The following is a 12,795-nucleotide window of genomic DNA, read 5'->3' as shown; positions in this document are numbered from 1 at the left end:
CCTGGCTAGAGGTCGCGGCCCACGAGGAACGCGGACAGGGCCCGCAGTTCGTCCGCGGCCATGCCCTCGAGCGAGACGTCGGCCAGCGCGGTCTCGGCCGCCGCGATGTGGGCGCGTGCCTCGTCCAGCGCCGCCGCCCGGCCGCCCGCGGCATCGACGAGTACGGCCGCCTCGCGGGGGTCCCCTCCCGAGGTCAGCAGAGCGGCCAGACGTCGCGCCTCGGGAGACGGGGAGTCGAGCGCGGCCAGCACCGGGAAGGTCTTCTTGCGCTCCCGGAGATCGTTGTGCACGGGTTTGCCGGTGACCTCGGGGTCGCCCCAGATGCCCAGGACGTCGTCGACGATCTGGAAGGCGAGCCCGAGACGGCGGCCGGCCAGATCGAGCGCGGCGACCGCGGACGGCGAACCGCCGCCGAGCAGCGCGCCGAGCGCGGCCGCGCAGCCCAGCAGCGCGCCCGTCTTGTGCTCGGCCATCGCCAGATACTGCGCCGACCGCACCCTTTCCGGCCCCGTCCAGGGCCGTTCGGCGAACAGCAGGTCGTCCGCCTGGCCGCGCACCAGGTCGCCCAGCGCCGCCGAGAGCATCCGCAACGCGGACGGACCCGCCTCGGTCGCGGCGAGCGTCTCGACGGCCAGCGCGAACAGGGCGTCACCCGCGAGGACCGCGGGCCCGGTGCCGTACGCCTTCCAGACCGTGGGGCGTCCTCGCCGCGCCTGGTCGCCGTCCATGATGTCGTCGTGGAGCAGCGAGAAGACGTGCGTCAGTTCCACCGCGACCGCCGCGGGGACACCGGCCCGGCCGGGGGCGCCCACGGCCTCGGCCCCGAGCACGGCCAGTGCCTGCCGCACCCCTTTGCCTCCGGACGCGGCGGTGGGGGCGCCGCCCACCTCGCACCAGCCGAAGGAGTACCCGGCCATCTCTCCCACCCAGGGATGCGTCCGCCCGATCGCCTCCCGCAGCGCGGGCCGCACCGTCTCACGGCAACGTCGCAGGACGAGGGGGACGTCGACCGGCGCCCGCAGCGCCGAGGAGACCGGCGTCACCGCCCGGCCTCCACCCGGACACCACGCGCGCCCCGGCCCCGGCCGACAGGATCAGCCGCGACCGAACCGCCGGCTGCCCGCAGCGCCGGGCCGCCAGTGCGCGCCCGGCCGTCGGCTTCCGCCCGGACCCCGAAGCGGTTCCCCTCCTGCGCCCCGCCGTCGGAGTCTCCCTGCTGCCGTACACCGGAACCCCTCTGCGGCCGTACCCCGAGTTCGGTGTGGGCCCGTTCCACCATCTCTCTGGCGTGCCGCAGCCCGATCCGTTCCAACTCCCTCGCGAGGTCGGCGAGCTCGGCGGCCGTCTCGGTGTGGTCGCGGCCCAGCCGGGCGAGGGACTTGGCCAGTCCCAGCCGGGACAGCGCCTCCCCGCGCGGCTCGCTCATCTCGCGGAACTCCGCCAGCGCCCGCTCGTACGTGTCGCGCGCCTCGGCGTAACGCCCCGCCCGGTAGAGGACGTTGCCCCGCATCTTGTGGTTGTAGGCCAGCGCGCTGGAGAGCCGCATCGCCCGGCAGGTGGTCTCCGCCTCCGACAGCAGCGAGAGCGCCCGCTCGACGTCGCCGTCCCGCGCCGAGACGATGTCGGCCAGCCCGCGCAGCGCCCACGCGTGGCCGCGCCGGTCGTCGGCGCCCCCGGCTATCTGCGCCGCCTCCTCGAACAGCGCGTACGCGGTGTCGTACTCACCGCGCTGGCGGTGGATCTGCGCGATGCCCTCCAGCGCCCACACCGTGTGCCGGGCCTCGCCGCGCCGCCGGGCCTCGGCCAGCAACTGCTCGTGCAGCCGGGCGACGGCCTCGTAGTCGCCCTGGATCCGGCCCGTCTCGGCCAGCCCCGCGAGGGAGTAGCCGCGTACGACGATGTCCCCGCCCCGTTCGCCCATCTCGGCCGCGAGCCCGAGCAGCCGCCGGGCCAGCGGGAACGAGCCCCGCTGACGGGCCAGAGTGCCGCCGCTCCACAGCGCCCAGGCCATCGCCCCCTGGTCTCCCACCGCTCTGGCCGCCCGGTAACTCGCCTTCCACGCGCGATCGGCCTCCCCGATCTGCCCCAGCCGCCGGTGCGCCTCGGCCACCGCGAGCCCGGAGCGCGCCGCCTCGCCGTGCTCCCCGGCACGCTCGGCCTCTAACAACTGCCGTGTGCCGGCGGCCAGTACCTCGGTGAGGGAGGAATTCACGGAGAGGGTGGTGAGGGCGCCCTGGTATTCCGGGGCGAACGCCTTGCCGTACATGGTTGCCTTTCGTTCCGAATGCACGCGATGCAGGCCGTCTCTGCGTATACACACCATCTCTACATCTCGTGTATACATGGCGTGTATAGAGCGGCTGAAACAAGCCCTGGCCCGAGGGCCAGGGCCTCATCTGCTGCTGATCAAGACGTCAGGTACGTCAAGGAGGTTGCCCGTGAGGCGCAGATCACCTCACAAGGCGGCCGCTGCCTCGGCGTCGGCCTGGTCGGCGGCCGCGGCCTTGGCGATGCCGAGGAAGCGTCGGATCGTCTCGACCGGCATGTCGAGCCCCTCCGAGGCGGACTGCTCCGTGCCGAACATCTGCACCGCCTCGGCGACGGCCAGGGCCAGCTCGACCTCCGCCTTGCGTACCTTGGCCTCGGCCTTGTCGACGGTGTCGACCACCGCCAGCTGGCGGCGCTGCTTCTCCTGAAGCCTCTGCTTGCGGGAAGGGGTCTTCTCGGGGTGCTGCACAGTCATGACCAAGATCATAATCGGTCGCGCCCACGCCCACCGCCTCCCCAACTCGGTTGGCCCGCACGGGAGAACTATGGTTTCCCGGTGACTGTTGTCGAGACGGTGGCTCGCGTACGAGTCGGCAGTGGCTCCTCCGTGGTGAGGCTGTTCTGCCATCCGCGACTTCCCCTGATCGCCGGACTGGACGCGGAGCGTCCGGCGGTCCGCGTCTGGGACCGCGGGGCGGGGCGGCTGCGAGAACTCGGTTGTTTCGGCGCCGAGTCGCGTGAGTACGGCGATGCCGCGGAATGGGAGAAGAGGCAACGGATCCCCGCGGTGGACTGGCATCCGCATCGGCCGCTGCTCGTGGTGGCGGGGGAGACCGGGGTGAGGCGGTGGACCCCCGACGGTGTCCGCGCCCTGGAAAACGCGCCGTCCGGCGCCCGTTACCGCCACATCGTGTTCAGCCCGGACGGCGGCGCGCTGTGGGCAACGCCGTCGTGGGACGGGAAGGAGAGCGCCTGGGACAGCTCGGACATCATCGAACTCACCTCGGGATCCGTGAGCACCGGGCCCCGGTGGGACACGGGGGTCGCCGAGCATCCGGCAGGCGGACTCGTGGTCACCCTCCACAGCGACCAAGGCGCGACGTTCGGACTCTTCGCGCGCGTCGACGACACGTCGTCGCCCTCGACGATGCGCGTACTGCGGCGGGCGCTCGTGCTGGACGTCGACGGCTACGAGACGCCGGTCTTCAGCGCGGACGGACGGCACCTCGCGATCAGGGGCAACGCGTACGGCAACTCGCTGGAGGTGTTCCAGTTCCCCTCGCTCCGCAGCGTTCTGGCGACCCCACTCGGCGATCCCACCCCGGGCTACCCGTATCCGCGGGAGTGGCTCGACCAGATGCGCGCCTGGTCGCGGCACAACCTCGCCTTCGCCGCCGCACCCGGCACGCTCTGGGTCGGCACGCCCACGGGGACACTCGTGGAACTGGACGTCGAGACCGGGCACACGGTCGAGCACGACGTGGCGACCGGCTCCCGGGTGACCGCCCTGAGCGCCACCGCGACAGGGGAACTCGTCGTCGCGACGGACGACGGTGACGTCCTGCTCCTTTCCCTGGGCGCCGGTGCCGCTGCCGCCACCGCGTGCAGTCGTGGCGCGGACGGCGAGCCGTCGGGAGCCGCGGTCGCCGAGTTCCTCGACTCCACCTCAGAGGTCCCCGACGACGGAGACCTGGAGGACCACCTCGTCCGCACCGACGGTCGCCGCATCTGGGACGCGGACGATGTGGCGAACGCGACGAGGGCGGACGAGACGCATCCGACCTGGCTCCAACTGCAGGCGGCCTTCAACGCCCTGCGCGAGCAGGACACATGATCGAAGACATCGTCCACTGACCCACCGGCCGAGCCCACCACCCCGCCGCCTGCCCGGCACCAGGCGGCGGGGCGGTGGCGACCTCCACGTCGGCCGCACCACCACTCCTCGCCCAGGCGACCCCTTTCTCCGAGGTGAGCACAGAGGACCGGCAGGCCGCCGAAAAAAATCTCTCCAGGCATGTCGAGAACCCGTGACCGGCTCCGTCCCCGTGGTGAAGGCGACCACAATGGGTCGCACGAGCATCGAGGAGAGAGACGATGGCCAAGTACCTGTTGCTCAAGCACTACCGCGGTGCCCCGGCAGCGGTGAACGACGTCCCGATGGACCGGTGGACGCCCGAGGAGATCTCGGCGCACATGCAGTACATGCACGACTTCGCCGCCCGGCTGGAGAAGACCGGAGAGTTCGTCGACGGTCAGGCGCTCGCTCCCGAGGGCACCTGGGTCCGGTACGACGGCGAGGGGCGCCCGCCGGTCACCGACGGCCCGTTCGCCGAGACCAAGGACCTCATCGCCGGCTGGATGGTGATCGACGTCGACAGCCACGAGCGGGCCGTGGAACTCGCCGGGGAACTGTCGGCCGCCCCCGGAGCGGGTGGGAAGCCGATCCACGAGTGGCTGGAGCTCCGCCCGTTCCTGACCGCGCCGCCCACCATCACGGAGTGACCACCCCGATGGACGAGGCCCTGCTCCGCGACCTCACACCCGGAGTCCTCGCCGTCCTCGTCCGCCGCGGAGCCGACTTCGCGGCGGCCGAGGACGCCGTCCAGGACGCGCTGGTCGAAGCGCTGCGCGTCTGGCCGACCGACCCTCCACGCGACTCCAAGGGCTGGCTGGTCACGGTCGCCTGGCGCAAGTTCCTCGACGCGACGCGCGCCGACACCGCCCGCCGCCGGCGTGAGGACCTCGCCGACGACGAGCCGGCCCCCGGGCCGGCGCCCGCCGCCGACGACACGCTCCAGCTCTACTTCCTGTGCGCCCACCCCTCGCTCACCCCGTCGTCGGCGGTCGCGCTCACCCTGCGCGCCGTCGGCGGGCTGACCACCCGGCAGATCGCCCGCGCCTACCTGGTTCCCGAGGCGACCATGGCCCAGCGCATCAGCCGGGCCAAGCGGACCGTCTCCGGGGTGCGGTTCGACCAGCCGGGCGACGTCGCCACCGTGCTGCGCGTCCTCTACCTGGTCTTCAACGAGGGCTACTCGGGCGACGTCGACCTGGCGGCCGAGGCCATCCGGCTCACCCGGCAGCTCGCCGCCCGCATCGACCACCCCGAGGTGGCGGGACTGCTCGCGCTCATGCTGCTCCACCACGCCCGGCGCGCCGCCCGCACCGCACCCGACGGCAGCCTGGTGCCGCTCGCCGCACAGGACCGGAGCCGGTGGGACACGAAGCTGATCGCCGAGGGCGTCGAGATCCTCCAGGCGGCACTCGCCCGGGACCGGCTCGGCGAGTTCCAGGCGCAGGCCGCCGTCGCCGCGCTGCACGCCGACGCGCCCACCGCCGAGGAGACGGACTGGGTGCAGATCGTCGAGTGGTACGACGAACTCGTACGGCTGACCGACAGCCCCGTCGTCCGGCTCAACCGCGCCGTCGCCGTGGGCGAGGCCGACGGGCCACGCGCCGGGCTGGCGGCCCTCGCGACCCTGGACGACTCCCTGCCCCGCCACACCGCGGTGGCCGCGCACCTCCACGAACGCGACGGCGACCTGACGACGGCGGCGCGCCTGTACGCCGAGGCGGCCCGCAAGGCACCCAACACCGCCGAACGCGACCACCTGACCCGCCAGGCGGCCCGGCTCAACACGCAGGCGCGTCGCTGACGACGGCTGGGGGGGCCGAGGGGGGCCGACGGGGCTGCTCGACCTGCCCCGACGAGGCGCCGGACATACATTCGAGTCATGGAGGAGATGCCGCGACGCATCGACCCCTCCACGGACCGGGCGACCGCCGCGCTCCTGCTCGGATGTCCACCGGAACAGGTCGGGTCCTGCCCGCGCTGCCAGGGGCTCACCCAGCGCTACGGCCCTAGGGCACGAGTGCTGTGCGCGGCCTGCCGAGCGGCGGACCCCGCGGCCGCCGGAAAGCAGGGCGGCTGACCGATACGCGCCGCCCTGTCAACGCGTCCCGTCGACGCGTCCCCCGTCACAGTTCACCTTCAGCCCGACCCCGACCCCTCGTCGAACTCCGTCACCTCGTCGGGTGTCATGTCCTCCCGGAGGCGGGCGAAGCGGGCCGGGTGGCGCCAGGCTCCGTGGACCTGGGCGGTGTCCACGTCCATCTCGGCCACCAGGTCCGGCTCGACGAGGACGACCTCCAGGGGTGTGCGCGAGCCCCAGGACGTCGTGAAGTGGGTCCCCTCCCAGGGGTGGCCCGGCCGGGCCGGGGACAGCCGGGCGGCGATGTCCCGGACCGCGTCGGGGTGCAGCAGGGTGCTGCGGGCGACCAGCCGGAGGACGCCCTCGCGGTCGTAGCGGCCGAGCAGGAGGGACTGCGGCATGCGCAGGGTGCCCGTGACGGCGCCGACGACGCCCTCCGCGGTGTCCCGGCGCCGGATCTTGTACCAGCCGCGCGTCCCCGGCAGATATCGCTGCTGCCGGCCCTTGACCACGAGCCCTTCCACGCCGGGCACCCGCGTCCAGGAGGCCAGCCACTCCCGCGCCGTGGCCAGGTCGTGCGTCTCCGGGCAGAGGGTCCATGGCGCCGTGAGTCCGTGACCGGTGAACAGGTCCTCCAGCGTCGCGCGCCGCTCGGCGTACGGCCGGCGCAGGAGTTCCACGCCGTCGGCCTGGAGCACGTCGAAGGCGATGAAGTGGGCGGGCAGCGCCTCGGCCAGCCGGGCGGCCGTGCGTCCGCCGGCCGAGGCCCGGCGTTGCAGCGACGCGAAGGACAGCTCCTCGCCCGCCCAGACCACCACCTCCCCGTCGAGGACCCAGCCGTCCGGCAGCGCCTCCGCGGCGGCGGCCAGGTCGGGGAAGCGGGCCTGGATCATGCTGCCCCGCCGGGACTGGATCAGCACGGGTCCGGACGCCGGCCAGGGCGTGAAGACCAGCGTCCGGTATCCGTCGAACTTGGGCTGCACGACGAGCCCGCCGGGCAGCGCCGCGGGCGGTGGCATCCGTTCCCGGGCCTTCGCCAGCATCGGCTCCACCGGCGGTCGCAGCACCATACGTCAGGTCTACGACCAGCCCGCCCGGCCCGCGACCCGAACGTGCCCCCACGCCCGTCGCGTCAGCACATCGCGCCTCGGCGTCAGGGCTTGCGGGCCAGCCCTCCGTGCTCGCCGATGACCTCGGGAGCCGCGTCGTCCGGCCCCGGACGCCACTGCGGGACCGACACCACGCCGGGGTCGATGAGCTCCAGGCCGTCGAAGTAGGCGGTGATCTGCTCGGGGGTCCGCAGGTTGTACGGCACTGCGCCGCTGTTGTTGTAGGCCTCCTGGGCCTGCTCGAAGACGGGGTCGATGCCGAGGGAGCCGTCGTTGACGGAGAGGTAGCTGCCCGACGGCAGGGCCGCCATCAGCCGGGTGACGATGGAACGGGCCTGGTCGTGGTCGGCGACATGACCCAGGATGTTGCTGAGGATGAGGGCGGTGGGCCGGCCGAAGTCCAGCGTCTCGGCGGCGGCCGCGAGGATGCGGTCCGGCTCCAGCACATTGGCGTCGACGTACGCGGTCGCCCCCTCCGGCGTGGAGTAGAGCAGCGCGCGGGCGTGCGCCAGGACCAGCGGGTCGTTGTCCACGTACACGATCCGCGACTCCGGCGCGATCCGCTGGGCGACCTCGTGGGTGTTGTTCGCGGTCGGCAGCCCCGTACCGACGTCGAGGAACTGACGGATCCCCGCCTCCGTCACCAGATACGTGATGTTGCGTCGCAGGAACGCCCGGCTGCTGCGCGCGATGGTGACGATGCCGGGGAACACCTTGGTGTAGGCGTCGCCCGCCTCCTCGTCGACCGGGTAGTTGTCCTTGCCGCCCAGCCAGTAGTTCCAGATACGGGCCGAGTGCGGCACCGACGTGTCGATCCTCTGGTGCGCCGCCGGTCCGGGCGTGCTCGCGTGTTCGGTCATGAGTGGCGTCCGTCTTTCCACCGAAGCATTTGACGTTTCAACAGACAACCTACGCCCCGACACCCCCGCGCCGCACACCAGTTGACGAACCAGGTGGGGAAACAGTTCCCGGCGGACGCACATCCGCGGCGGTCGGCCCGTCGGTCGCTGTGCTTCGATGGGGCGATGGGCGATCAGAACGGCGAGGGCGAGGAGGCGCGTTACCGTGCCTTGGACGCGAGGGTGACACGGCTGTACGGCGAGGGCCGGCTGGACGAGGCGCTGACGGCGGTGACGGACGCGGCTCCTGGACTGCCCCGGCGGCGCGCGGACCTCGCACATCTGACCGCCTGTCTGCTGGCGCTCACCGAGCGCCCCGAGGACGCGCTCGCCGAGCTGCGCGCCGCGCTCGACGACGGCGCCTGGTGGAGTCCGGCGATCCTCGTCGAGGACGACGACCTGGCCGCCGTACGGCACCTGCCGGGCTTCGACGCCCTGCTGAAGGAGTCCACCGCCCGGCACGCCGACGCGAACGCCGTTCCGTTCCCGCCCCTCGTACGGCGGCCGGAGCGCTCCACGCGCGGGGTGCTGGTCGCCCTCCACGGGGCCGACCAGGACGCGGCGCTCGCCGCGCGCCAGTGGGCGGCGGCGGTGGACGCCGGGTTCGTGCTCGTCGCCGTCGACTCCTCGCAGCGGTCGACCCCGCTCTACCGCAGCTGGCCGGACGCCGGTGTCGCCGTACGGGACGTCACCGCCGCCCTCGCCGAGGTGGACGAGGCCCGCTGTTCGCTGCCGCTGCTGGCGGCGGGCTTCTCGGCGGGCGCCCGCGCGGCCGTGCTGTGGGCCCTCTCGGACGTGCCCCCCCGCCCCCGTGGATTCCTCGCGGTGAGCCCGGCGCTCACCCCGGCCCACCTCGACGGGGAACGGCTCACGAGGGCCGCGCGGGGGGCCCTGAGCGGCCGGATACTGGTGGGGGAGCGCGACGACGACATCGCCCCCGAGGTCTTCGACGCCCACGCGCTGCTCACCGGCGTGGGCGCCGACGTGATCCTGGAGTCCGTCCCCGGCCTCGGCCACGACTTCCCCGAGGACTTCCCCCAGCGCCTCCCCGCCCTTCTGGAGGAGCTGCTCTCACCCCGCCCGGCGCGGCCCTGAGGCAGGACCGCGCCGGGCGCGTACGGGCGTGTTGCACGGGCGCGAGTGGGCCTCGCCTGGCCCGCGGCCCTCGTGCCGCTACTTGAGTTCCGCCGCCGTGTAGTAGCCGCCGGCCACCAGCACGTCCTTGTAATTGCTCTTGTCGACGCTCGTCGGCTGGAGCAGATACGCGGGCACGGGCTTGGCACCGTTGTTGTAGGCCCGCCTGCTGTTCAGGTTCGGCGTCTTGCCGTTGAGGACGTCGTCGACCATGTCGGCGGCCATCTCGGCGAGCAGCCGGAGGTCCTTGTAGACGGTCTGCGACTGCTCGCCCGCGATGATCGACTTCACCGAGGCCAGTTCGGCGTCCTGACCGGTGATGACGGGCAGGGGCTTGGCGGCGGATCCGTAGCCGTGCGCCTTGAGCGAGTTCAGGACACCGATGGAGATGCCGTCGTACGGCGACAGGACCGCGTCGACCGTGGCGCTGCGGTACGCCTTGGTGAGCACGCTGTTCATGCGCTTCTGCGCGGTCGGCCCGTCCCAGCGCAGCGTGGTGATCTGGTCCATGTCGGTCTCGCCGGACCGGACGACCAACTGCTTGGTGTCGAGGTACGGCTTCAGCAGGTGCATCGCGCCTTCGTAGAAGTACCGGGTGTTGTTGTCGTCCGGTGAACCGGCGAACAGCTCGATGTTGAACGGCCCCTTGCCGTCCTCCAGTCCGAGCTCGTCGATGATGTAGCGGGCCTGGAGCCGGCCGACCTGCTCGTTGTCGAAGGACACGTAGTAGTCGACGTTCTTCGTGTCGAGGATCAGCCGGTCGTAGGAGATCACCGGGATCTCCGCGTCGGCGGCCTTCTTGAGCACGCTGTCCATCGACTTGTTGTCGATCGCCGCGATGATCAGCGCGTCGACACCCTGCTCGATCAGCTTCTCGATCTGGGCGACCTGCCGCTTCGGGTCGTCGTCGCCGTAGACCAGTGTGGTCTTGTACCCCTTGCCTGCGAGGTCGTCCACGACGCTCTTGCCGTCGGTGAGCCAGCGTTCGGAGGCCCGGGTCGGCATCGCGACGCCGATGGTGCCGCCCTCGGAACCGTCCGCCGAAGCTCCCCCGTCGTCCTGGCCGCACGCGGACAGGGTCAGGGCGAGCGAGACGGCTCCGGCGATCGTGGAGAGGGCGGCTCTTCGGGTGTGCATGTGATCGTTCCTTGTTCTTCTCGTCGTTGAGAGCAGGACGGCTTGTCAGCTGTCGATGCGGCACTGCCTGGGGAGGGCAGAGCGAGACCGAGCCGGCCGCGCGGTGGGGGACAGGCTTCGGCAAGCGTGATCGAGGCGCGGGCCACCCGGCATCCGGGGTCCGCCGGCTCCCGTGCTCCCTGTGCCGATGCGCACCGGTACGTACGTCGGGCTGCGCCACGGCGTTCCGGCCACGTGGGGCTGATTCCGTTGATGCGCAGGGCACTTGCCTTTCAAACCGTTCGATATGTCGTCACACGATCGAATGTTTGCGTGACCATAGGGAGACGGTGCGCATGATGTCAACGGGGTGAACAGGAACGGTTACGCAAAGGTGAAGGGCGAGGGACTCCGGTGACGGGATGTGACTGGAGTTCCCTGGTGGGGCAAGGTGGCGCCAGAGGAGCGGACACGGGGCTCCGACGAGGGGATCCCCGTGTCCTGAAGTCGCTCATCGCGGGGCGGTCCGTACCGCGACCACGCGCCGCGACCTGAAGGTCAGAAGATGCCCGGGCCGGGGGTGAGGATGCCCTTGGGGTCGTAGCGGTTCTTCCACGCCACGAGTGGCGGCCACATCGAGCCGTAGTGGGCCTGCCAGTCGGCCTGGGTGAACGGGCACGCGCCGTGCGGGTAGCGGGTGCCGCCGACGGCCGCCGCCCGCTGGTAGAGCCGGTAGTTGCGGTCCGTCATGCGCGACGCGAAGTCGGGGTCGGGGCCGGATCCGGCCGAGTCGGTCAGCACGCTGACCAGCCACACCCAGGGGCCGCCCGAGTCACCGGGCAGCCGCAGCAGCGGTCGTCCGTAGGTCGAGCGCAGCATCGGGAAGATCAGGCCGAACCCCGTCGGGCCCAGGTCCTCCGGCGTCAGCGACGGAAACACCGAGGAGACGAAGTCCTCGACGGCGTCGTCCGGCAGAAACAGATCCAGCCACGGCTTGACCTTCGCGTCCCAGCCCAGGTTCGCCGCGAACGAGTCGTACATGCGGGTGACCAGGAGGATGTAGTCGAGGAAGCCGTAGTCCTCGAAGGCGGCGCCCGCCGCGGCGGGGCTGAGGCCGCGCAGCAGGTGCGACGCGTCGGGCACGTCACCGGCGTCGTGGAAGACGGTGGCCCACAGCGTCAGCGGCTGCGCCGTGCCCGGCTGCGGAATGCTGCCGAGGGAGTCGAACTCCCCGCGGTTCGCCAGGATCCTGACGTCCCGGAAGAACGCGGCGACGTCCGTGTACCCGATCCGGTACGTACGGGCCGACTGCTTGGCGGGCACCAGGTCCACGGTCGCCCGCGTGATCACACCGCACTGGCCGAGTCCCCCGAGCGCCGCCTCGAACAGGTCGGTGTTCTGGGTGCCGGAGCACTGCAGCAGCCGCCCGTCGCCCGTGACCACCTCGAGCTTGCGGGCGTGGTCTACCTGGGCACCCGCCCGGTACGACGACATCATCCCGATGCCGCCCATCGAGAGGGTCCCGGCCACGGTGGTCCCGAGGTAGCTGGTGATCGACGCCGGTCTGAGGCCCCGTCGGAACGCCGCCTCGACGAGGTCCTTCCACAGCACACCCGCGTCGACGTCGGCGCTGTCGGTGCCGATCGAGTGGATCGTGTGCAGCGACTCCATCTCGATGACCAGCCCGCCGCTGACGAGCGTCTGGCCGTACATCGCGTGGTGCGCGCCGGCCGGCGCGGTCTTGATGCCGTGGGCCGAGCAGTAGGCGAGCATCTTCCGGATGTCCTTCACCGAGCCCGGTCTGAGTACCGCGCAGGGTGTTCTCGTGAAGATGTTGCCCTGGTCGCGGGAGTTCGCCGCGAGGTCGTCCGGAGCGAACGTGAGAGTGCCGTCGAGGGGCGGGACCGCGGCGAACGAGGCACTGTCGGCGGCCTCGGCCACCCACTGGCGTCCGACCACGTCGAAACCGGCCACGAGGGCTACGGTCCCGGCCCCCAGCCGGGACAGGAACCGTCGTCTGTCGAGCTGACCTTGTTCTGTACGTGACATACCAGCCTCCCTGGTGTTGGCGCGCGGATCCTCGGCACACCCCGGTGGGTGCCGTAGCGCAATCTGCGGGTGACTTCAGCCGTTCACGGGTGGCAGTGGTGCGGTCCGGACCTCGGCGCGGCGAGGTGACGGAGTCTCCCGACCCGTGCCCTGGTCGGGTCGGCGCTTCTCACTCATGGCGGTCTTCCCCCTGAACTGTCCCCGGGCACATCATGGCCAAAGACAGCCTGTCGCGCGAGAGTTGAATCGTGGTCAGAGACCGTTTTGCGGTCATTGGCGCACTGATTC

At 71.8% G+C, this 12,795-nt stretch carries 12 protein-coding genes; 5 read left to right on the top strand and 7 right to left on the bottom strand.

The annotated features are described in order from the left end of the window. Positions 1-5 precede the first annotated feature (5 nt). The 3 genes from ACZ4Z3_RS32950 to ACZ4Z3_RS32940 all read right to left on the bottom strand — a co-directional run bounded on the left by ACZ4Z3_RS32950 (position 6) and on the right by ACZ4Z3_RS32940 (position 2,743). A complete protein-coding gene (locus tag ACZ4Z3_RS32950; protein WP_468504460.1) occupies positions 6-1,043 on the bottom strand; it encodes a polyprenyl synthetase family protein in 1,038 nt (345 codons plus the stop codon). Then, entirely contained in the window at positions 1,040-2,266 is a 1,227-nt protein-coding gene (locus tag ACZ4Z3_RS32945) for a tetratricopeptide repeat protein (protein WP_468504459.1), read from the bottom strand. The genes ACZ4Z3_RS32950 and ACZ4Z3_RS32945 overlap by 4 nt, the downstream gene beginning before the upstream one ends. A gap of 189 nt (positions 2,267-2,455) precedes the next feature. Continuing rightward, the gene (locus tag ACZ4Z3_RS32940; RefSeq protein WP_468504458.1) at positions 2,456-2,743 is read right to left on the bottom strand and encodes a hypothetical protein; all 288 of its coding nucleotides are present in this window, start codon (positions 2,741-2,743) and stop codon (positions 2,456-2,458) included. An 81-nt stretch (positions 2,744-2,824) separates the two neighbouring features. Here ACZ4Z3_RS32940 and ACZ4Z3_RS32935 point away from each other — a divergent pair, with 81 nt between their 5' ends. From ACZ4Z3_RS32935 to ACZ4Z3_RS32920, 4 genes are all read left to right on the top strand, one after another. Next, positions 2,825-4,102, top strand: coding sequence for a hypothetical protein (locus ACZ4Z3_RS32935; protein ID WP_468504457.1), 1,278 nt, complete (start codon positions 2,825-2,827; stop codon positions 4,100-4,102). Between the two features lie 260 nt (positions 4,103-4,362). Next, complete coding sequence (locus ACZ4Z3_RS32930; protein WP_468504456.1) at positions 4,363-4,770, top strand: YciI family protein; 408 nt, start codon at positions 4,363-4,365, stop codon at positions 4,768-4,770. An 8-nt stretch (positions 4,771-4,778) separates the two neighbouring features. Continuing rightward, the gene (locus ACZ4Z3_RS32925; protein WP_468504482.1) at positions 4,779-5,924 is read left to right on the top strand and encodes an RNA polymerase sigma factor; all 1,146 of its coding nucleotides are present in this window, start codon (positions 4,779-4,781) and stop codon (positions 5,922-5,924) included. A gap of 78 nt (positions 5,925-6,002) precedes the next feature. Further along, positions 6,003-6,200 (top strand): hypothetical protein, encoded by a 198-nt coding sequence (locus tag ACZ4Z3_RS32920; RefSeq protein WP_468504455.1) that lies wholly within the window; start codon positions 6,003-6,005, stop codon positions 6,198-6,200. A 59-nt stretch (positions 6,201-6,259) separates the two neighbouring features. Here ACZ4Z3_RS32920 and ACZ4Z3_RS32915 read toward each other — a convergent pair whose 3' ends face one another. Further along, complete coding sequence (locus ACZ4Z3_RS32915) at positions 6,260-7,270, bottom strand: ATP-dependent DNA ligase (protein WP_468504454.1); 1,011 nt, start codon at positions 7,268-7,270, stop codon at positions 6,260-6,262. Between the two features lie 83 nt (positions 7,271-7,353). Next, positions 7,354-8,169, bottom strand: a complete 816-nt coding sequence (locus tag ACZ4Z3_RS32910) for an SAM-dependent methyltransferase (RefSeq protein WP_468504453.1) — start codon at positions 8,167-8,169, stop codon at positions 7,354-7,356. A gap of 165 nt (positions 8,170-8,334) precedes the next feature. Between ACZ4Z3_RS32910 and ACZ4Z3_RS32905 the strand changes: the two genes are divergently transcribed. Next, a complete protein-coding gene (locus tag ACZ4Z3_RS32905) occupies positions 8,335-9,303 on the top strand; it encodes an alpha/beta hydrolase (RefSeq protein ID WP_468504452.1) in 969 nt (322 codons plus the stop codon). A gap of 78 nt (positions 9,304-9,381) precedes the next feature. Here the strand turns inward: ACZ4Z3_RS32905 and chvE are convergent, their stop codons facing one another. Both chvE and ACZ4Z3_RS32895 read right to left on the bottom strand, forming a co-directional pair. Next, positions 9,382-10,479, bottom strand: coding sequence for a multiple monosaccharide ABC transporter substrate-binding protein (gene chvE, locus ACZ4Z3_RS32900; protein ID WP_468504451.1), 1,098 nt, complete (start codon positions 10,477-10,479; stop codon positions 9,382-9,384). A gap of 537 nt (positions 10,480-11,016) precedes the next feature. After that, entirely contained in the window at positions 11,017-12,507 is a 1,491-nt protein-coding gene (locus ACZ4Z3_RS32895; RefSeq protein WP_468504450.1) for an FAD-binding protein, read from the bottom strand. Positions 12,508-12,795 lie beyond the last annotated feature (288 nt).

The organism is Streptomyces sp. NPDC030296 (genome assembly GCF_055572815.1).
This window is presented reverse-complemented; position numbering and strand designations above follow the sequence as displayed.

Coding starts and splice junctions, on each gene's coding strand:
- ACZ4Z3_RS32945 (WP_468504459.1), bottom strand. CDS start 2,266: ATGTACGGCAAGGCGTTCGCCCCGGAATACCAGGGCGCCCTCACCACC.
- ACZ4Z3_RS32940 (WP_468504458.1), bottom strand. CDS start 2,743: ATGACTGTGCAGCACCCCGAGAAGACCCCTTCCCGCAAGCAGAGGCTT.
- ACZ4Z3_RS32905 (WP_468504452.1), top strand. CDS start 8,335: ATGGGCGATCAGAACGGCGAGGGCGAGGAGGCGCGTTACCGTGCCTTG.
- chvE (WP_468504451.1), bottom strand. CDS start 10,479: ATGCACACCCGAAGAGCCGCCCTCTCCACGATCGCCGGAGCCGTCTCG.
- ACZ4Z3_RS32925 (WP_468504482.1), top strand. CDS start 4,779: ATGGACGAGGCCCTGCTCCGCGACCTCACACCCGGAGTCCTCGCCGTC.
- ACZ4Z3_RS32915 (WP_468504454.1), bottom strand. CDS start 7,270: ATGGTGCTGCGACCGCCGGTGGAGCCGATGCTGGCGAAGGCCCGGGAA.
- ACZ4Z3_RS32895 (WP_468504450.1), bottom strand. CDS start 12,507: ATGTCACGTACAGAACAAGGTCAGCTCGACAGACGACGGTTCCTGTCC.
- ACZ4Z3_RS32920 (WP_468504455.1), top strand. CDS start 6,003: ATGGAGGAGATGCCGCGACGCATCGACCCCTCCACGGACCGGGCGACC.
- ACZ4Z3_RS32930 (WP_468504456.1), top strand. CDS start 4,363: ATGGCCAAGTACCTGTTGCTCAAGCACTACCGCGGTGCCCCGGCAGCG.
- ACZ4Z3_RS32910 (WP_468504453.1), bottom strand. CDS start 8,169: ATGACCGAACACGCGAGCACGCCCGGACCGGCGGCGCACCAGAGGATC.